The following is a 19,513-nucleotide window of genomic DNA, read 5'->3' as shown; positions in this document are numbered from 1 at the left end:
CATTTATGACTTTTCATATTTTCTTTTTTACGACTGTACTTCAGAAAAATACTTTAACTGAAGCTGAAATCATTCGTAAACAACAATTAAAACAACTGACTGATAAAATGACTGACATTAAAAGTTCATACTATACGCACATGTATTAAAAATATATTTTTAAGGAGAAATACCTTTATGAAATTTAAAGCATTCTTTTTAACGATTACGATTCAAAAACGTAAACTTTCACAGAATGAGATTTTACGTGAACAACACATTCAAACTATTATGGACGAAGTAAAAGAGCGTCAAGCCTCTTATTACACACGCCTTTTCTAAATTAATTATAAAGGAGCAATGCCTTCATGAAATTTAAAGCATTCTTTTTAACCATTACGATTCAAAAACGTAAACTTTCACAGAATGAGATTTTGCGTGAGCAACACATTCAAACTATTATGGACGAAGTAAAAGAGCGTCAAGCTTCTTATTACAGCCGTCTTTTCTAATAAACTTATAAAGGGGTAATATGTAATGAAATTTAAAGTATTCTTTTTAACCATTACGATTCAAAAAACTAAGTTCTCCGACAGTGAAATATTGCATGATCATCAAATTAATAAAGCTATGGAAGATGTAAAAGAACGTCAAAGTCACTACTGTAGCCATCTATAATTCCTTTCGAAAGGAGAAATGTATCATGAAGTTTCACCTTTTCTTTTTAACAATTACAATCCAGAAAGAAATCTTTTCTGAAGATGAATTAAAGCAAGAGCAACAATACAAAAAGATTATGGACGAAATTCGAGATCGTAGAAGCCAATACTACTCTCACCTATAATCCTTTAAAAATATAAAACTTGAAAGGAGTCGATTATGATGTTGATAGCACGCTCTAGGGAAATGATTTGGATAGTTCAGAGGGATTCCACATAGTTTTATCGGGTCTATATCATACAACTTTACCGTTATATTTGATATGTAATAAATATATAATAAGATTGCATTCGTACACTTTTCAACATTGATTAATAAACAAAGATACACCACTTAAAAAGCGGTGTATCTTTCTAAACATATACTATTTTCGATTACTTCGTTTCGTCTTAAACAGTCTCACTAAGTTCGATACAACTGTTTTCGTTACTGCATAAACTGGTACCGCCAAGATCATTCCGATAATTCCCGCAAAGTTACCTACCCCTAAAATTAAAATAATAATTGTTAACGGATGGATATTTAATTTTGAACTCATAATACGCGGTGAAATGATGTTACTTTCAAATTGTTGTACAATTGTTACGATAATAATTACGTACAACGCTTGCATCGGAGATACGAACAAACCTACAATAACAGCTGGTGCTGCACCGATAAATGGACCTAAGTTAGGAATTATATTTGTAAATGCAGCTATAATTCCTAAAACAAAAGCGTACGGTAAATCGATAATTAAATAACCGATAAAAGTAAAAGCACCTACAAATATACAAACGAGCGCTTGCCCTTGAATATATGCAGATAATGTTTCGTTCGTTTCCTTAATGATACGAAGCCCTTCTTCACGGTATGACTCTGGTAATAAACTTACTGCTTTTCCTGGAAACGCATGTCCATCTTTAAACATATAAAATAAAATGAACGGTACTGTAAAAATAACTAATGCGACGTTCGTTATGATACCAAATAAAGCCGTTGCACTCGACGTAATTGTGTTTGGTATATCCTTTAAGTATTCAATTGCATTTTTTTCAATTGTTTCAATGGAAACATAGTTTTGTGTAGATAACCATTCAAACAATCTATGATGGGATAAATCTTGTATGTATAGTTTTCCCTCTTTTATATAGCCTGGCATATTTTTCACTAAATCCATTAGCTGTTGTGAGATCGTTGGAACAACTACCCCAACGCCAACTGCAGTTAATGTTATGATAAAAAGATATAACAGTAAAATCGCTAAATTTCTAGGTACTTTTTTATCCTCCAAAAAGACTAATACCGGATTAAATATGAAGTATAAAAATAACGCGATTAAGATTGGGAAAAACAGCGTTGATATGAAGATACCAATCGGTTGAAATAGAAACGATATTTTTGTGCAAATAAATATGATCGCTACAACCATTAGCACTTCTAATGTCCAAAAGTGCACTTTCGATTTCAAAAAAACGTCCTCCTTTAAACTAGCACTTCTCTTCATTGTACCAAAATAAGTAACAATTTCACATAATATTTTCCTTTACAATATTCCAAAATGCCAATAAATACACTACAATGAGATTACATACAAATTTGCAGGTAAAGGTGATAAAAATGACACAATGCATCATTTGCAGAAAAGATACGAAAGAACTTAGTGAACAATATGTCATCCCAGAAATATTATGTGGATATTATTTCACAAACTCAATTTGTGATACTTGTTATGAACAAATGACAACAAATATTGATCGCCCCTTAATCCGGCATAAATTAAGTCAGTTTAAGATTGAACACATGAAAAAACAAATTGACTCCCCGCTCTATACGAATGAGCATGGTGAGGAACTTGCAGCGGCTGAGACGGATGTTGTTGAAGTAAGTGACGAAATACTTTATTCCAATGCATTAATTATGAAACTATGTAAAAAGCACGATATTTCACTACATAACGAAATCTGGAAAGAAGAACGTGTAACAAAAGTAGCTAGCTCTATTCAACGTGAATTACTTTTAGATAACCGTAAGTATAAAATGAGTGTATTAAAAATGGCTTATACTTTCGCTGTACAAGCAGTCAATGGCTATTTTGAAGATCCAGATGCGATTGATATTTCTAGCATCCTATCGAATGCCGACTTCATGGAATTAAAAGAAAAGAGCATTGTTCGTGATTTAAGCAAAAGTTCTTTATGGAATACATTAAATACAAATAGCGAAAACCACTACTTTATTTTATTGAGTGATAAAGATGGACTGTTCTGTTTCATTCGTCTATTTGATATTTTTGATGTTGTCGTTCATTTATCAGAAAAAAGATATGAACTTCCTTCACCAATTGTCGGCGTAAATGATGTAAATAAGCAAGAATTTTACGTTCAAACTTTAAAACAGTATATGGACGGACTCTTTAAAGAAAAATCACCTTCTATTTGATCACAAAACAGAACATACGGTCTCCTTTCTTGATGAAAAGACACTGTGTTATAATAAGTATGAAAAGAACAATACAATCACATAAACCAATTATAAATTGTATATAAATAAAAAAAGACTAGTGTGCGGCTACACACTAGTCCACGTAACTTAGCAGATTGGATTGTTCATTTATCCTATTTGTTTCTTACAAACAAAACAACCCACATTCTATCGGCATAGGTGGGTTGTTATTTTTTGAGCTTGTCTATTAAAACGACGACGAACGTTAACAATGCAACGAGAAACAGTCCACCTTGCAGTAACAACGCTATTTCACTCACTTATTATCACCCCCCTTCTACTTGGAGAAGTGATAATTGAACAACCAACCATACCTTAAGTTACTATTTAATTTTACCATATTTTCTGATAGTTTACGATGAAAACTCGCAAGTGATTTACTTGCGAGTTTTTTTATCCCGTATTAACAGGCAGTAAATAAAATGGAGTAAAGCATAGGTGAAACTGCCTGTAAATACCCGATTGGTTCAACTAATAATCCTTTGGGACAATTCATCCAAAGGATTAAAGTTTCACTTTATTTCTCACTATTTTTTTAATGCATATGCATCAGCTATCATTTCACCAACAATTTTATTTTCTTGTTTCTTATCTTCTTTCAATAAAGGAAATAACAGTTCGGCCACTTCATATGCCTCTTCTAAATGAGGATATCCAGATAAAACAAATGTATCAATTCCTAACGCTTCATATTCTTTTATTCTATTTGCTACTGTATGCGGATCTCCAACAAGCGCAGTGCCCGCACCACCTCTTACAAGCCCGATGCCAGCCCATAAGTTAGGACTTATCTCTAGCGACTCCCTTGTTCCTTTATTTAAATGTGTCATTCGTTTTTGTCCCACTGAATCATATCTTGCAAATGTCTTTTGAGCAAGCTCAATTGTCTCATTATCTACATATTGAATTAAACGTTCTGCCTCTTCCCACGCTTCTTCTTCTGTTTCCCTTACAATTACGTGTAACCTAATGCCAAATCGTACTGAACGCCCCTTCTCTTCTGCCAGTTTTCTTACTTCCTCTATTTTTTCCTTCACTTGCTCTGGCGGCTCGCCCCACGTTAAATATACATCACTATGTTCTGCTGCAACTTCCTTTCCAGCAGCGGATGATCCTCCGAAATATATAGGAGGGTATGGCGTTTGCACTGGCGGGAACACAACTTTACTTTCCGTAACTTTAATATGTTTTCCTTCTAAAGAAAATGTTTCACCTTGCAATGTCGATTTCCAAACTTTTAAAAACTCATCAGCTGCTTCATATCTTTCATCATGCTCAAGATACAATCCATCTCCTTGTAATTCAACTGGATCTCCTCCAGCGACTACATTAATCAGTAGTCTCCCGTCTGAAATTCTATCAAATGTAGATGCCATCCTTGCTGCAACTGTCGGTGACATTAGTCCCGGTCTAACTGCTACTAAAAATTTTAGCTTTTCTGTCTCAGCTGCAAGAGCTGACGCTAACACCCATGGATCTTCACAACCTTGGCCAGTTGGAAGTAACACACCTGTATATCCTAAATAATCAGCTGCCTGTGCAACTTGTTTATAATAACCATACTCAGCTGCTCTTCCTCGTTTTGTCGTTCCTAAATATCGTCCATCTCCATACGCCGGAATAAACCATAATAATTCCATACCTTTACACACCCCTTATTTATTTTGAAACGTACACTAAACTACTCTATATAAATTACCCCTAATAATTTATATGTTAATTTCCTATCTCGCCTTTAAAATTATCTCGCCATCTTAAAAACTTCACTTCTAGTAAACGTACGAGTGAATCCGAAAACTTCCCAACGAATGCAAAGATGATAATACCGACAAATACAATATCTGTATTTGAAAATTGCCTTGCATCCATAATCATATAGCCAATACCTTCTGTAGATCCCATAAGTTCTGCGACTACTAAACTCACCCATGCAACTCCTAATGATAATCTTGCCCCAAGTAATAGGTTTGGCAATGCTGCCGGTAAAATTAGTTTTGTAATTAATTTTCTTTTACTAAACTCTAACACTCTCGCAACATCAAATAACTTTGAATCTACACCTCGTATTCCTAGAAACGCGTTTACGTATAAAGGAAAAAATGCACCATCTGCAATTAATAACACTTTTGATGTTTCCCCAAAACCGAACCATAATACGAAAAGCGGTGCAACAGCTAAGTGAGGCACAGTTCTTAACATTTGTACTGACGGATCTAAATATTGCTCACTTCTCGTTGAAAATCCAACAATTGTTCCTAAAATAATTCCTAAACTCCCGCCAATAAAGAAACCAGCCGCAGCCCTGAATACACTAATACTTAAATGACCGAATAACTCTCCTGTTTTTATAAGCTCTTGAAAAGCTAAAAATATATCTAGCGGCGTTGGTAAAACTGTTTTAGAAACTAGACCGAATACGCCGGCCAATTGCCAAATTATTAATATAATAATCGGTATAGTAATTGCCCTTATCAAAAATTTGATATTCGTCTTCTGTACTTTCTTTACATTGTTCTTCTCAATCGTTATACTCGCCCTTTTAATAACCGCTTTCGTATTCTCCAATTTATACAACCTCTTTTCACTTCGCCTTTAACGCTTTTTCTACGAAAGAATTATCTACAACTTTATCTGTCTTAATTTCTTTCTTTATAGAACCAAGCTTATATTGAAAATCTGCTGTCTGTTGCTGTTCTGCAATTATTTCTTTCGTTACCGGAACTAAGATGGGTTTGTCGTGATGAAACACTTCTTTTACAATATCTGCATCTATTTTCTTTGCAGAAGTGTATATTTTTATTGCTTCATCCAAGTTTTCATCTTGCCATACACGTGCTTTTTCATATACTTTAAGGAATTTCTCCACTAATTCTGGATGCTCTTTCGCAAATTTTGTTCTCGCAATTAAAAACTCTGGAGAAGATACATTTAATTGTTCACCATCTGTAATCACCTTCGCTCCTTTATTTACCGTATGTAACGATATGAAAGGATCCCAAATTGCCCATGCATCTACTGATCCTGATTCAAATGCTGGCTGCGCTTCATCTGGTTGTAACTGAATGACATTTACATCTTTCGCATTGATACCTTCTTTATCAAGCGCTCGATACAATAAATTAAATGCGCTACTTCCTTTTGCTACTGCGATTTTTTTACCTTTTAAATCTTTTACACTCGTAATCTTGCTATCTTTTTGTACAAGAATCCCTGTTCCTTTTCTCGCATAACTTGTATTAGCAATTTCGGTAAATTCAATACCTGCTGCTTGCGCGGAAATGACTGGGGAGTTCCCAACTTCACCAAAGTCTAATCGATTTGATGCAATCGCTTCAAAATAAGGAGGACCGCTTTGGAATTCTGTCCATTTCACCTTAACTCCTTCTTTTTTAAACTCCTCTTCAAACCATCCCTTTTTCTGCGCGAGTAATAGTGGACTTAATCCTTGCTGAATACCAATTTGTACTGTTACATCTTCCTTCTTACTACTTGCTGTACTTTTCTCACATCCGAATAAAAATAAAGAAATAGCTAATGCAAAAGAAAGAACTTTAAATTTTTTATACATAAATACTCACCTTCTCCCTATAAACTTGTTTGAATCAATCCTCCATACTCAAACTGCTGTAATACTTTCTTTCGAATTTCTTGGAATGACTCCGAAGTTTTACTACGCGGATAAGGTAAATTATTTTCAATTACTTTATGTATTTTTCCAGGCTTTGCACTCATGATGACAATTCTGTTTGAAAGATATATTGCTTCGTCTATATCATGTGTAACGAATATCATTGTCGTCTTTTTTTGTTCCCAAATATTGAGCAGTACTTCTTGCAAATGACTTCGGGTAAATGCATCCAGTGCTCCAAATGGTTCATCAAGTAATAATACATTAGGATCTCTTAGCAACGCTCTTGCAATCGCAACACGTTGTGACATCCCGCCTGATATTTCTTTCGGATATGATTTTTCAAAACCATCTAACCGAACAATTTCAACCCATTCCTTTACCTTATCCTTCACATACTTATCTTTTAATGACAAATCAGCTGCAATGTTTTCTTCAACTGTTAACCACGGAAACAGACGATGCTCTTGAAATATAAATCCTTGCTTCTTACTCGGTTTTGTTATGCGCTCCCCATCAATAATGATTTCACCTTCAAAATCGTTGTCTAAACCAGCAACAATTTTTAATAATGTACTTTTCCCGCAACCACTCGGACCAATTACTGTAACAAAATCCCCTTTTTCTAATTGAAAATTAATATTCTCTAATACTTGAACAGTACCAGTTTGCTTCGAAAAATATTTTGATACCTTATTAATTGAAACAGTCACTTCTTCCCCTCCTTGAAATGATTCATCTAAATGAATAGATTCAGTATTTATGTAATAAAAAAACCAAAGGCATTTTATCAATAGATAAAATGCCTTTGGTTTCTCCAATCAGCAATACGTTATGGAATTAACTACATATTATACAAATATTTCCGATAAGTCAACTAGGTTTTATTAAAAAATACATATGATTCGTTTAAATATCCTTATTGTTATTTATATAAAAATTATTTTTTATGGTTCTTAATCCACTGTAACCAATAAGAAAACTCACATGCCAAATGCATTTGATGCGATTTAATAAGACTATTAGGACAAAGTGCCGGAAACTCTACAACTAGACTTACTTCTATACCAGTATCTGTATCTTTGAATTGATGTCGAACTCCACCAATAGTAGTACCGTCTTTCATACGTGCAACACCTGTTGATTGGTATTGATAAGACTTATCTCTAGGTGTCTTTAATCCTGTTTCGTCACCAAAAACAATAAAAAATTGAACTGGAAATGGAGAATTACCAGTAGTTTCGATAACCTCCAATTCATTTTCCCCAAAGGGTCTTAGTACGTAGTGATCTGGACAGGCTGATAAATTCACTTGATTATTTTCATCTGATTGTTCAAGCATAAAACTATCAATTCCATTTATCGCCTCTTCTGCTGTAATCCCATCTAAATAAATATTTGTTTTTGAAAATTTTCGTCTATCACCAGATAAAGCAGTACAAATACGCATACCCATTTCACTTAATTTAAGTTTAGATTTTAACTTATCATACATTTCATTGTATGAATAATTTAATTTTAGTTCTGTTAGTTTTTTTATCATAACGTCTGTATCATTTAATTCTGGCTCTTTATGTCCTAATGTATTGAAAACTTTTTTCATACGTTCTTTTTTCCACTTTGTAAGTTGTTCATTCGAAATATTGTTTCCATCAATCATGATCTTCATATACATTCTCCTTCTCTTTGATTATATCGTAGTGTATTTAATACTAAATTAACCATTTCTTGCTTCGTGTCTAGATTCAAATTCACCTCTGAATGAGCAATACTGCTAAGACCGTATAAAATAAATCCTGATGCTAATAATGAGTTATCAGTATTAAAAATCCCAGTTTTCACCCCTTCTTCGATTACTTGTCGAATTAATGGCTGCATTCGCGTAAATAATTTCTGTTCCAGTTGAAAATGTTGTTCCGTCTGAAACGAACTCACATTTTTATAGGGTGCTAATTTTTCGATAAATGTCCAAAATATATTTAGAGAATCTTTCAGCTTTTGCATGACAGACCGTTCATTAGAAATAAGTATTTCTTCAATTAACTCCATATTTTTCACAATAAAATCATTTAATACTTCATCAACAAAATTCTCTTTAGACTTGAAGTAATAATAAAATAAGCCCGTTGCTACACCAGCATGATTCACAACATCTTTTATGCCAAATCCTTTCATACCATTTTTCATATATAGTTCAAAACCAATATCCATCAACTCTTGCCTTCTAACATCTGGTTCTTTCGATATTCTTTTCATATGTTATCTCCTATTATGTTTTTTCTGCGACTGAATCTGATTCAATCATAAACGACTGAACTGTATTCAGTCAATATTAATTTCCACAAAAAAGAGTAATCCCAAGAAATATACATCTAACCTTAGACTTATCAAAAAAGTTAGATTATATAACTTGAGACTACTCAATTTCATTAAACACGTATTCTATTTTCAAATCGATTACAATTTAGTTTAACCTCACTCTTTCTGTTTCTACAATCATTTGAGGAAGGGTCTTTTGAATGATTTCCTCTAATACATTAAGAGCTTCATTCACATAACCATCCTCAAACTCCTCTAAAGACTCAGGCAACTCATCCTCATCTAAAATAAAATATTCTCCGCTTGGAAGTACCAAAATATCAATAATTAAGTCTTCAAATGACACTAGTTCATCTGTTATTTGCGTATTTTTTACAACATTAAAATAAGAGCCTACATACGTTCCATTCTTATCTCTCCATATGTATAAATTGTACGGACGATCTTCCCAATAGTATGCAATGGTGTAACTTCCTTTTGGGATTGTTAAACTCGCACGATGTGCAGTCATTGTAAATGAATACTGAACCTCATGAAATAGCACGATACTTTGCAACTGCTTTTCAAGTAATAAACAAGTGTGTTCTACTGTTGTCGAGTCATATCTTATTTTTCTTTCTATAATTTCACTTTTTGGTGTTAGTAATTTATTCATTCTTTGTTTCCCCTTATGCTATTTCTAGCTTTATTATATCGGTTTATATAGTCATAAAGAAGTGTTTGGTCTCCAAGTATACAATAAAACTCCCTCTTATTTTAGAAGGAGTTTTTCACTGTCCATGTTTCATATTTTTTTACTTCTAATGGAAGCTCATTTGTTTTCAGCCACTCTACTGCACTACATACAAGCGGAGATGAATTGTCTTCTGTAATGCTTTCTATAGAAACCCATCTCGCTCCTAAAGAATCTTGACCTTCAAATTGTTTTGGTACTATGATTTTCCCTGCACTCTTTTCAACTTCATACAAAACTGCAATATGGTGTACATGTGTATAATCTTTAAACTTTGAAGGGTATTGAAAATTAACCGTACCTACTTGCTTTATAACCTTTACTTCTAATCCAGTTTCTTCTTTACATTCCCTATGGAGTGCCGATAACAGCGACTCCTCTTCATATAAACTCCCACCAGGTAGATCATATCTATTCTTATATGGACCTTTTGATTTATCGATTACTAATATATTATTATTTTCGATACAAATACCGTACACACCAAACGCACGATGAAAATTAATAGCATTACCCATGTGTTAATTTCTCGGTAACTGCATCATAAAACTTCCGTTCCTCATCAACATTTAAGTGAACGTGACTTACTGTTTTAGAAAATCCATATAACAATTGTGCTTTTATTGGCTCTTTGAGTATGATTTCAAATGTTGGAGGTTCCTTTATAAATTCCATCACCGTTGCGTCAAGAAGCTCTTTCTCTTTTTTTAAAAGTTCTCCTTTATAAAACGTAATCTTATCAATTTGTGTAAACGGTATAATGATTTTCTTTCCTAATCCAATTTGAATGATTACTTTTTGTTCCGTAACAATAATTGGATTTTTACGCATTGCTTGTATTTCAGCTAAAAAATAAAACATTGCATATACGTTTAAAATAAGTAACACCCATGCTACAACTGGATTCCATTGATGAAACAAATAATGAAAACCGATACTTTCTATTAAAGTCGCATGGATGATCATAATATATACACCTATTGCACCAATCTTTTTGTGATATGAGTATACGCATTCACCTTCTGGCACTTTTTCACGCCACGATAAAAATGCATAATAGATTAACTTACACTCTGTTACAATGATATCTACTAATTTATTTCTTTTCATAGTGGTGTCAAACGCTGCATCAATTGCATAAGAAAATGAAGAATACTCACTTTTATATTCTTTATATTTTTTTCTTATTGTAGGGAGCTTTCTAACAATTTTATATAGAAGGAATAACTCTACACATACAAAAGCAATTTCCCCTGCAACTATAATATAAGAAACGTATGAAAAAGCTTGTAAATAGTCGCTTGGAATAATAAATCTTGCAAATATATAACCAGCTATTACAACAGGAAATATATACGTTAACGAGTATCTTTTTCGAATAATAAAGAAATACGTAATGATTGGAATTACAAACATACAATCTAATATTGATCCAAGGACAACTTCTTTCGGAGCAGCTGGTACAATCGGAAGAGCATATAATAAATAGTTTGATAACAAGATTAAAGATACGAGTCCAATCCATATACCTTTTCGCCTTCGCGAAAGTGTGACACTCATACATTCACTCCTCTATTTATAAACCTCGTTTAAATGGTCTTTATAAAATGAAATAGCACGTTCAAATTCTTTAACCTCTTCTACTTTTACGACTGTTTCAAGTAATAATTTCATCGCGGATTCATGATCGTTTACATTATATTTCGCTAATGACAAAAATACTTTCATCACATCATTATCTGGAAACTGCTGCAAACCTGTTTCTAAAACAGTAATTGCTTTGTCATACTCACCTATACAACGATATGTACTACCAAGACCGATATATGCGCCGCAAAGCGACTCACCTTCAAGACCGTTTGCAATCGCCTGTTCATAATACGGCATAGCTTCTGTTTCCAGCCCCATTACATCATGTATCCATGCACATTGATAAAGTACTTCTGCATCCCTCGTAAAGTTCGTTAATCCAATGAGTATCTCTTTAGACTGCGCATATTTCTTTTCTTTCCGGAGTTTAATAGCTTGCTTTAATAAATGTTCCATAGAATTCACTCCTCACCAATTATTCTATGTATCCATATTGAATGGTTAACGTTTGTATCAAAGCAAAAAGTTTCGCTTACCAATATATACTATGCGGATTCACTCTTATCCAAATACTTGAAATTATAAAGCAGTAACGTGATTACATAGTACTTCTAACCTTTTGACAATTTCTTTCGCTGTTTCATCTTTTCCATTACATAACTGCCCTTTACCGTCTTGTCCAATTACGTAGTGCATTGCTCCGCGCGAATATAAAGAATGTGGTGAATTTGCAATCATTACACTTGCCTTTGCTTCTTCCATTCTATTTTTCGCTCTTTCAAACAGTTCTTCTTCATTTACATCGCTTTCAAGTTTAAAGCCAACGAGTACAGTTTCTGAATCCCACTGTTTTATTTGCTTTAATACTTTCGGTGCCTTTTGAAAATGTATAATTGGCGCTATATCACTTGAGATTTTTCCATTCATATCAAGAACATTGCCCTCTTGATCACAAATTTTGTCCACAACCCAATCAGATCCAGCCGCTGCCATAATAACCGCATCGACTTTTTCATGCGTAATGATACTTTTCATTTTATCTCGTAAATCAATAATTCCTTCAAATGGGTGTAATTCTAATTGATTGTTTATATCATTCGGTTTCTCCGCAAAATAACCGTGTAAATATATAACATGGGCCCCTTTACTTATAAGCTCTTCGGCGATTATTCTTCCAATTGTTCCTTTTGCCATATTTGTATGTCCGCGTACTTGATCCCATTTTTCTAAACAACCACCGCTTGTAATTAATACCTTTTTCCCCTTCATTGTAACCATCCCTTACTAATTTTTCTTACGAAACCATTCTGTTCCAAAGTCAACTATATCACGTTGTTTCATAAGACGGCACTTTGCGTTTCCTATTTTTCCTATTGTTACGGTTCCCTTTTGCTCAAACTCTACACCAATTTCTACAAATTTGTCAGAATCGTAATCCATATCAACAAATTCTTTCCATACTCTTTTACCATTTTCTATAATCGGTGCCCCTACTTTTATTAACTCACATGCACCAGAACGTACTTCTGATAAATGTACAGAAGTATTGGAATCATATCCAACACCAATTAATAATATGTATCCGTCTAAATCATATATTTTTCTTAAAGGAGATTCTTCTCCTAAACTCATCGATAGTGACTGATTCACCGTTATTTCTTCTGCATGTTTTCCCCATGCAGCAAAACTTCCTAATGGATGGTTACTGCGTACTACATTCGGATATGTACGAAAACATTCAACTATTTCCCCCATGCCTCTTGTTGGTGTTATTCGTGGATCATAAGCTGGGACATTATCACGGATAATCTGCCACCAATCTTCAGGAACAGGCGGTCTTGACCAATGTTTCGGATCGGATAAATCTGAAGATTGCGTTGGCATAATGAGTGTTCCTTCTTCTGTAATAACATTCATTAACGCCTCTACTACTGCAACTGCTCCGCCTGATACCCAGCCAATGGAACTTAACGAAGAATGTACAATAACCGTCATTCCTTTTTCTAACCCTAATTTTCTTAAATCATTTGTAATTGTTTTGATTGTATTTGGCAATTGCGTACTTGCCACTATGTCATTCATTTTCACGATTGTTCCCCCATTTGTTTTAAACTACTACATACATATATTATCATATTTTTCTTAATTTTTAACTTAATCGTTTTTATCTATGCAAAAAATTAAGGCGTTACATCAAAAACATAAAAACACTATATGCAAACAAAGAGCTCATCAAAAATGATAAGCTCTTTGTTTCATTTATCCTTCAATTGTAACTCCAGTAAACATCGATAAGTTTCCCGTTATTTTCTCACCTACACGTAAAAATAAACCAGCAGCTCTCCCGCTAATACAGTGTGAACCAATCAATAGTTTACCAGTATACGGACCGTCCCACGTGTCAATTGTATAGTCTGGCATTTCTATGTATTGCTGATATATTTTCCGCTGTTCAAAGTAATACTCTGTTTTATCTTCAGCTAATAGTTCATTATTTTCGTATATAGATACTCCTCCGCCTTCACGGCCGTATAAAGGTTTAGAAACATAGGATTCATTTCTTTCTATAAACGGTTTATTTGTAAAATATGTTGGTAGGAAGTATTTCTGAATGATTCCTCGCTCCTCTTCCTTAAAGAAAACTTCTTCTTCGTAAAGTTGCCAAATTAATGCGAGTACACTTTTATTTTGCATAAGAAAAGCAGCTGGTGGATTAATGATTTTCACTCTGCCTTGCGCTATATGATCTAAAAACTGGAGTCCAATTCTTTTCCCGCTTTTATCAGCATCTGAAACTAAATATTCAATTGGATATAGTCTATATAAATAATGAATTCTCTCACCATTTGGCGTATATATACCATCATCTGCCACGACGATATCTTGTATACCTATATAATCCGTTGACTGATCTAAGCAATAGCTTCTTAAAAATTGAACCGTTTGATGGTCTTCATCATGCCAATCATAACTCGTAAAATAAATCGTTTCTCTAGGATCTATACTATAGTCATGTTTAATTTGTTCCCACGCCTGCACAATATGCTCTTCTATATGATTTGGATGATTTACATCGTGATAACGGCATAATACTTCATTTGCGACAGATGGCTCTAAATAACCTGTGGGTGTATCACAATTTACTTCTATTAACTTTATATCTTCACCATTTACGATAAAGTCAAACCTTGTAAAATATGAAAACAAACCTGTATGTTTCATTCTCGCAATTTCCCACGTTTCAGCTGGAAATCCTAATTTTTGAAAATCTTTTGTCGTATTGAGAATGTATTGATATGTTCTATATAGCACATACATAATTTCTTCTGTCGCTTTTGAAATAGCAGTATAAGTTTTTATTGGCATACGATACATACCTGTTGCCATATATTGATTCCATTCTTCATTTTCTAATAGACTCGGCCAAGTAAACCCATTCCGACCAGCCTCTTCTGCAAGTGAAAACCATACTTTCATATAATCTTTCTGTTCTTGTTCTGTATACATTACTCCATTATCCTTTCATTTTAGGATCCGGCTGGCGCTTTTGCATTCCCAATTCCACTAGAACCAGAATTCACTTTCGGCGTTTGTGTCGTAGATGATTTCGGCGCATTTGTATCTGGTGTTACTTTATTTGATGGATTTGGCTGCTGTTTATTTAAATCTACTTTATTGGAAGAATTACTATTGTTACTGTTAGTTCCGCCGTAATACCCTCCACCACCACTGCCACCAGTTCTACGCTCATCTTTTTCACGATAAGGAATAATATTGTTCGTATATGGTTTCTTCAGTACATTTGGTTTTGCTGAATAATTCATATTTGAGGTTCTGCTTGCTAATAAATATCCTGCAACGAACGGCAGTATCGGTAAATGCGAACTTTCATGATAAGAAGAAAATGACGGATTATTTTCCTTACATAACTCATCTTTTTCTACATTTTCATTAGTCGGGGCTTTATCATCACAATTTAATGTTTCTTGTTCATTTTCTTGTTTTGCACCATCTGTTTTAACAGCAGTACTTTCTTGCTGGGCAGTATCTTCTTCATAATCCCCACAGCCCGTTAATAAAAAAGATGATACGCCTATTGAAGTAGCAATTTTTATAAATTTACTTTTATCCATTCTCATGTGTTATACACCCATCTTCTTTTATCTATATTTTTCCAGATAACTATATTATATAATGTTATTATTACTTTTTTCAAACCATACTCAATATGTATATTTTCATTGCTCCTTTTCCAAGTAACAATGAAATCTTTCAACTCCTGGATATTTTTCTCCTAAACTTCTAACCTGAAAACCAATTCTTTTATAAAATTCTACCGCCTCATCGTCTGTCTCTGCTTCTAGATACATCAATTGATGCATTCTTAATACTTCCTTTATCATTTGCCACGCAATTCCATTATGACGATATTGTGGAACGACTGCTATATGACAAATTCTCGCTTTCTTTGCTCCGATTATTTCAATACCTATGCAAGCCTTTTCTTCATATCTATGCAAAGTCGCTTTATTCCTTTCATAAAATAAAACTGCTTTCTTTAAGCTAGTTTCACTTGGTCCGACTGCATATTATAGTACATTTAAAATAGAATCTTTCTCAATTTGTTCAACATGTTGCAAATTCATTTCTTCATCCCTTTCTACGAAAAAAGATTAGCTCTTTATAAAAAGAGCTAATCTCATTACGCAGTTATTTTTTCTTCTTTTTTCACAACGACTGCTACATAACTATGTAGTATCATTCCGATAATAACTAGACTCATACCAATCCAAGATAAAGATGACGGAATTGGCGCAGATAGTAAGATGAGTTCTCCTACTAGCGCAAATAAAACCTCACCGGACTGAGTTGCTTCCACTGTTGCTAGTTTTTGCGGATCATCTTTTACAAGATCTGTCGCAAAGAAGAATAATACCGTTGCGATTAAACCTGAACTAACTGCTACTATAAAACATTGGAAAACTTGGCTACTTGACGGTAGACCATCTGTTGATACTTCATAACCAGATAGTAAAAACCAAAATGGTAGGCTTGCTAATGTCATACCGAGAACTCGCTGGAATACATCTAATTCCCCTTTACAAACTTGCATCATTTTTCGATTTCCAAGAGGATACGCAAACGCTGCAATAAGTACAGGAACGACACATAGAACGGTTTCACGAATTCCTAATGAAGAAGCATGCTCTACTTGCATAAGTACAACACCGCATAAAATAATACCCGACATAACTAATTCCTTCATTGGGAGTTTTTTATGTAACGGATCTACCGCAAAAAATGGTGTTAACAAAATCCCTGCGACGATTGTAATTTGCCATGTTGATGCAACGAGCCAACCAGGTCCAAAAGCTCCAGCAAAACTAAGTGGTGCATAGAAGAGACCGAATCCAACGATACTCCACACTAACCATTCTTTCGGATTATTTTTCATATATTGAAAGAGTTGCTTTAAGTTTCCTCTATACATGACAATAAGTAAAAGCATTGGAACCATAAAGTAGTACCGTAATGATGCACTCCAAATCCAGCTTCCACCTTCTAAATCCATTGCCCGGTTTAAAACGAAGGTAAAGGCAAAGAAAAATGATGCCAATATCCCTACTGCAATAGCTTTCATTATAAAACCCCTTGTTTAGTTTCTTCTTATACTATACAACAAATTAAATATAATTAAAATTCGAAATCTTTATCTCGTATGCATTCTAGCTCTATATAGTTTTCTTAACTGACTAATATGAGCTTGATGGTACCGATTATGATCAGCTATATGCCATATTCCCCACCTTATAGTCGCATTTTCTCCCTTTTCATAAAAAACCTCTCGTGTTAAATCATTTTCTGTTAGTTTCATACATTCCTCATAAAACATATGTTGCACTGCTTCATAATCTTGCATTAATTGTTGCAATGTATGTTTTCTTAAACTGGGCAGCTCTCCTGCTTCATTTAACATAGGTCCATATATATTATCAAGTGCCAGTGGAACGGGTTCTCCTTTTAAGCGGTATACCCAATGCAAATCGACAACTGCTAAATGTTGAAGTAGTTGTCCAATACTATTTTCATTATTTTTTAACCCTTTAAAAGACAGTTCTTTCTCATCGGTACCCTCTACTAACTTTTGCAACCGTTTAAATGTATCGGCAACTGTCGCATATAGAATTGCTACTTGCGGGTTCATATTTTTTTCTAAATAGAGATCTTTCATAGTAAACTCCCTCTTTTAAAGGAACAAAACCATATGTTCATCATCACTATACACACCATTCATCTTTATAGCTCTCTTTTCAATCCCATACGTTTTAAAGCCCATTGATTCATACAACCTTTTTGCTGGCTCGTTAGTGGATACAACACCTAATGTCAATTGTTCCAAGTTCATTTCTCTTGCTTTTTCGATTGCCTTACGTATTAACTCACGTGCAAGACCACTTCTTCGATTGCTTGCATCTACATACATCGCAACGATATGACCTTTATGTTTATACGCCTCTTTCTCTTCTGTTAGTAAAGTAACAACTCCAACTAATTGATGATCTTCATTAAAAGCACCAAATGTACAACTAGTAGCAGCTGTTAAATTACTTTCCACTCGCTTAATCGGATTTTCTTGGTGAATCGCCTCTTCATAAGTTGTTACAAATGCCTCTGGATTTACTTGTAATGCTTGTAAACGTAAGTCCCAATATTTTTTTGCATCTTCTTTCGTAAGTAATCGAATCATATTACTCCATCCCCTTTAAATTAACATAATATTTTTACAAACTACTAATTAAAGATTGATATTCTTCTCTTAACATACTATAACGATAGCGATGAATGAACTGACCTTTACGTAATCGATCATTTCTCATTAACCCTTCGCATACAAAACCAGCCTTTTCATAGCTCTTTCTAGCTTGTAAATTATCTTCATCTACACGTAGCCATACTTTTTCTAATTCGAACTCAAAGAATGCTACATGTAACATACTATATAGAGCTGCTATCCCATATCCTTTGCCCCAATACTCTTTATTACCAATCGCGATTCCCAATTCTGCATTTTTATTTATTTTATCAAAGTTTTTAAGATCTACCCATCCAATATGTATGCCGTTCTCTGCCGTGATAGCTCTTTGTTCATAACCATTTTTTCGATTTATACATGCCTCAATCCATTGTTTTGTATCTTCACGAGTGAACGGTGGATATTGATCTGGTACAACTAAATGTTTCGTTACTTCTGTATCTAATGACCATTGATATCGGTCTTCTACATCATCTAGTGTCAGTTCTCTTAATTGAACGAATGGAACATTCATTGTGCTATCCCCTTTTTATTTTCCTATAGAAAACCCTTCGAACATTCTTCCTCCATACTGTTCTAACGTTTTTTCTATAAAAGTAATTAATTCACTTTTTTCTCGCGTTGTATAAAAATGATCGAACGCTGCCACAAATTGATTTGCGTATTGTTCATCATATTTTCTAAGTACCCTTATAAACCATTTTGAACTTCCAAGCCATTTCCCATTTACTCTTAAAACATATTCATGTAATAAATCAGCTAATAAATTCGCGATAAATAATTCTTCTTCTCTTTTTGATGCACCAATAAAATCATCCAAAGTATCTGTAATAAAATACCGCTTCTGCTTCATCATTTCTTCGGTCCATTTTGCTGGTCCTTTATTTAGTAAATCATTTGCTTCTCTTTTTAGTTTTTCAACAATTTCATTTTCACCTTTTAATACAATCCCCTCTGAAACTAATTGTGGTAACGAAGGTCTCCCGCGATCGCAATCCATTTTAAAAAAGGTTTTATACGTTTCAAAATTATGTACAAACACTTCAACAGGCCATCCATTACTATAGAAAGATTCTCGATAACAAGACGTTAAACTTTGATCAACTATTACAATGTCCAGATCAGATGTTTTTGTCGCTTCTCCTCTTGCAACGCTTCCCCCAAGTAAAGCTACATCACAATCCGGAAAGTGTGATGTAATTATGCTTTGTGCCGCTTCCATTGCTTTCATAACCGTTCCCCTTTT

27 protein-coding genes and 1 pseudogene are annotated in these 19,513 nt (G+C 33.9%); 6 read left to right on the top strand and 22 right to left on the bottom strand.

Annotation, left to right across the window (positions count from 1 at the left end; genetic code table 11):
- Window positions 1-5: 5 nt before the first annotated feature.
- From MR147_RS05555 to MR147_RS05535, 5 genes are read left to right on the top strand one after another with little or no spacing between them, the layout of a single operon-like run.
- Entirely contained in the window at window positions 6-149 is a 144-nt protein-coding gene (locus tag MR147_RS05555) for a YrzI family small protein (protein WP_029438701.1), read from the top strand.
- A 28-nt stretch (window positions 150-177) separates the two neighbouring features.
- Window positions 178-321: a YrzI family small protein gene (locus tag MR147_RS05550; protein ID WP_074562549.1), complete on the top strand. Its 144-nt coding sequence runs from the start codon at window positions 178-180 to the stop codon at window positions 319-321.
- A 26-nt stretch (window positions 322-347) separates the two neighbouring features.
- A complete protein-coding gene (locus tag MR147_RS05545; RefSeq protein ID WP_000668976.1) occupies window positions 348-491 on the top strand; it encodes a YrzI family small protein in 144 nt (47 codons plus the stop codon).
- Window positions 492-516: 25 nt separating this feature from the next.
- A complete protein-coding gene (locus MR147_RS05540) occupies window positions 517-657 on the top strand; it encodes a YrzI family small protein (RefSeq protein ID WP_000669812.1) in 141 nt (46 codons plus the stop codon).
- A 25-nt stretch (window positions 658-682) separates the two neighbouring features.
- Window positions 683-823, top strand: coding sequence for a YrzI family small protein (locus MR147_RS05535; protein WP_071728872.1), 141 nt, complete (start codon window positions 683-685; stop codon window positions 821-823).
- 240 nt (window positions 824-1,063) lie between these two features.
- Here the strand turns inward: MR147_RS05535 and MR147_RS05530 are convergent, their stop codons facing one another.
- Window positions 1,064-2,149 carry an AI-2E family transporter gene (locus MR147_RS05530; RefSeq protein WP_000837884.1) on the bottom strand — a complete coding sequence of 362 codons (1,086 nt, stop codon included), beginning with the start codon at window positions 2,147-2,149 and terminating at the stop codon, window positions 1,064-1,066.
- A 149-nt stretch (window positions 2,150-2,298) separates the two neighbouring features.
- On the opposite strand from MR147_RS05530, the gene MR147_RS05525 reads away from it, so the two are divergent.
- The gene (locus tag MR147_RS05525; protein ID WP_074609998.1) at window positions 2,299-3,120 is read left to right on the top strand and encodes an HNH endonuclease; all 822 of its coding nucleotides are present in this window, start codon (window positions 2,299-2,301) and stop codon (window positions 3,118-3,120) included.
- Window positions 3,121-3,350: 230 nt separating this feature from the next.
- Here the strand turns inward: MR147_RS05525 and MR147_RS05520 are convergent, their stop codons facing one another.
- From MR147_RS05520 to MR147_RS05420, 21 genes and pseudogenes are all read right to left on the bottom strand, one after another.
- Window positions 3,351-3,443: a putative holin-like toxin gene (locus tag MR147_RS05520; protein ID WP_001289320.1), complete on the bottom strand. Its 93-nt coding sequence runs from the start codon at window positions 3,441-3,443 to the stop codon at window positions 3,351-3,353.
- A gap of 267 nt (window positions 3,444-3,710) precedes the next feature.
- On the bottom strand, window positions 3,711-4,823 hold the full coding sequence (gene ssuD / locus MR147_RS05515) for an FMNH2-dependent alkanesulfonate monooxygenase (protein ID WP_000422272.1): 1,113 nt from the start codon (window positions 4,821-4,823) through the stop codon (window positions 3,711-3,713).
- A gap of 76 nt (window positions 4,824-4,899) precedes the next feature.
- Entirely contained in the window at window positions 4,900-5,748 is an 849-nt protein-coding gene (locus tag MR147_RS05510; RefSeq protein ID WP_000432111.1) for an ABC transporter permease, read from the bottom strand.
- Between the two features lie 16 nt (window positions 5,749-5,764).
- Window positions 5,765-6,751, bottom strand: coding sequence for an aliphatic sulfonate ABC transporter substrate-binding protein (locus MR147_RS05505; RefSeq protein ID WP_242303765.1), 987 nt, complete (start codon window positions 6,749-6,751; stop codon window positions 5,765-5,767).
- A 17-nt stretch (window positions 6,752-6,768) separates the two neighbouring features.
- Window positions 6,769-7,524: an ABC transporter ATP-binding protein gene (locus tag MR147_RS05500; RefSeq protein WP_242303764.1), complete on the bottom strand. Its 756-nt coding sequence runs from the start codon at window positions 7,522-7,524 to the stop codon at window positions 6,769-6,771.
- 227 nt (window positions 7,525-7,751) lie between these two features.
- Window positions 7,752-8,480 (bottom strand): hypothetical protein, encoded by a 729-nt coding sequence (locus MR147_RS05495; protein ID WP_074609991.1) that lies wholly within the window; start codon window positions 8,478-8,480, stop codon window positions 7,752-7,754.
- Complete coding sequence (locus tag MR147_RS05490) at window positions 8,477-9,067, bottom strand: TetR/AcrR family transcriptional regulator (RefSeq protein WP_242303763.1); 591 nt, start codon at window positions 9,065-9,067, stop codon at window positions 8,477-8,479. Before MR147_RS05490 ends, MR147_RS05495 begins: the two co-directional genes overlap by 4 nt.
- A 208-nt stretch (window positions 9,068-9,275) precedes the next feature.
- Window positions 9,276-9,785 carry a ribonuclease FAU-1 family protein gene (locus MR147_RS05485; RefSeq protein ID WP_242303762.1) on the bottom strand — a complete coding sequence of 170 codons (510 nt, stop codon included), beginning with the start codon at window positions 9,783-9,785 and terminating at the stop codon, window positions 9,276-9,278.
- A 101-nt stretch (window positions 9,786-9,886) separates the two neighbouring features.
- Window positions 9,887-10,381 carry an NUDIX hydrolase gene (locus tag MR147_RS05480; RefSeq protein ID WP_242303761.1) on the bottom strand — a complete coding sequence of 165 codons (495 nt, stop codon included), beginning with the start codon at window positions 10,379-10,381 and terminating at the stop codon, window positions 9,887-9,889.
- Window positions 10,374-11,423 carry a hypothetical protein gene (locus tag MR147_RS05475; protein WP_242303760.1) on the bottom strand — a complete coding sequence of 350 codons (1,050 nt, stop codon included), beginning with the start codon at window positions 11,421-11,423 and terminating at the stop codon, window positions 10,374-10,376. The genes MR147_RS05480 and MR147_RS05475 overlap by 8 nt, the downstream gene beginning before the upstream one ends.
- 12 nt (window positions 11,424-11,435) lie before the next feature.
- The gene (locus MR147_RS05470; RefSeq protein WP_000400627.1) at window positions 11,436-11,909 is read right to left on the bottom strand and encodes a tetratricopeptide repeat protein; all 474 of its coding nucleotides are present in this window, start codon (window positions 11,907-11,909) and stop codon (window positions 11,436-11,438) included.
- A 123-nt stretch (window positions 11,910-12,032) separates the two neighbouring features.
- Complete coding sequence (locus tag MR147_RS05465) at window positions 12,033-12,722, bottom strand: phosphopantothenoylcysteine decarboxylase domain-containing protein (RefSeq protein ID WP_000676705.1); 690 nt, start codon at window positions 12,720-12,722, stop codon at window positions 12,033-12,035.
- Window positions 12,723-12,737: 15 nt separating this feature from the next.
- Window positions 12,738-13,535, bottom strand: coding sequence for a BA2930 family N-acetyltransferase (aacC, locus tag MR147_RS05460; protein WP_242303902.1), 798 nt, complete (start codon window positions 13,533-13,535; stop codon window positions 12,738-12,740).
- A gap of 177 nt (window positions 13,536-13,712) precedes the next feature.
- A complete protein-coding gene (locus MR147_RS05455) occupies window positions 13,713-14,960 on the bottom strand; it encodes a glutathionylspermidine synthase family protein (RefSeq protein WP_242303759.1) in 1,248 nt (415 codons plus the stop codon).
- 20 nt (window positions 14,961-14,980) lie between these two features.
- On the bottom strand, window positions 14,981-15,592 hold the full coding sequence (locus tag MR147_RS05450; protein ID WP_242303758.1) for a hypothetical protein: 612 nt from the start codon (window positions 15,590-15,592) through the stop codon (window positions 14,981-14,983).
- A 99-nt stretch (window positions 15,593-15,691) separates the two neighbouring features.
- Window positions 15,692-16,099, bottom strand: a pseudogene (locus MR147_RS05445) (GNAT family N-acetyltransferase).
- Between the two features lie 56 nt (window positions 16,100-16,155).
- Window positions 16,156-17,094, bottom strand: coding sequence for a DMT family transporter (locus MR147_RS05440; protein WP_242303757.1), 939 nt, complete (start codon window positions 17,092-17,094; stop codon window positions 16,156-16,158).
- A gap of 69 nt (window positions 17,095-17,163) precedes the next feature.
- Complete coding sequence (locus tag MR147_RS05435; RefSeq protein WP_000654215.1) at window positions 17,164-17,685, bottom strand: DinB family protein; 522 nt, start codon at window positions 17,683-17,685, stop codon at window positions 17,164-17,166.
- 15 nt (window positions 17,686-17,700) lie between these two features.
- Window positions 17,701-18,201, bottom strand: a complete 501-nt coding sequence (locus tag MR147_RS05430) for a GNAT family N-acetyltransferase (RefSeq protein WP_000620334.1) — start codon at window positions 18,199-18,201, stop codon at window positions 17,701-17,703.
- A gap of 34 nt (window positions 18,202-18,235) precedes the next feature.
- Window positions 18,236-18,781: a GNAT family N-acetyltransferase gene (locus MR147_RS05425; RefSeq protein WP_242303756.1), complete on the bottom strand. Its 546-nt coding sequence runs from the start codon at window positions 18,779-18,781 to the stop codon at window positions 18,236-18,238.
- Between the two features lie 15 nt (window positions 18,782-18,796).
- The gene (locus tag MR147_RS05420; protein WP_242303755.1) at window positions 18,797-19,498 is read right to left on the bottom strand and encodes a nucleotidyltransferase domain-containing protein; all 702 of its coding nucleotides are present in this window, start codon (window positions 19,496-19,498) and stop codon (window positions 18,797-18,799) included.
- Window positions 19,499-19,513: the final 15 nt, after the last annotated feature.

The organism is Bacillus cereus group sp. BfR-BA-01350, from assembly GCF_022663775.1.
GTDB lineage: Bacteria > Bacillota > Bacilli > Bacillales > Bacillaceae_G > Bacillus_A > Bacillus_A paranthracis.
Note: the sequence above shows the minus strand (reverse complement) of the source record. Positions and strands in the feature narration are given on the sequence as shown.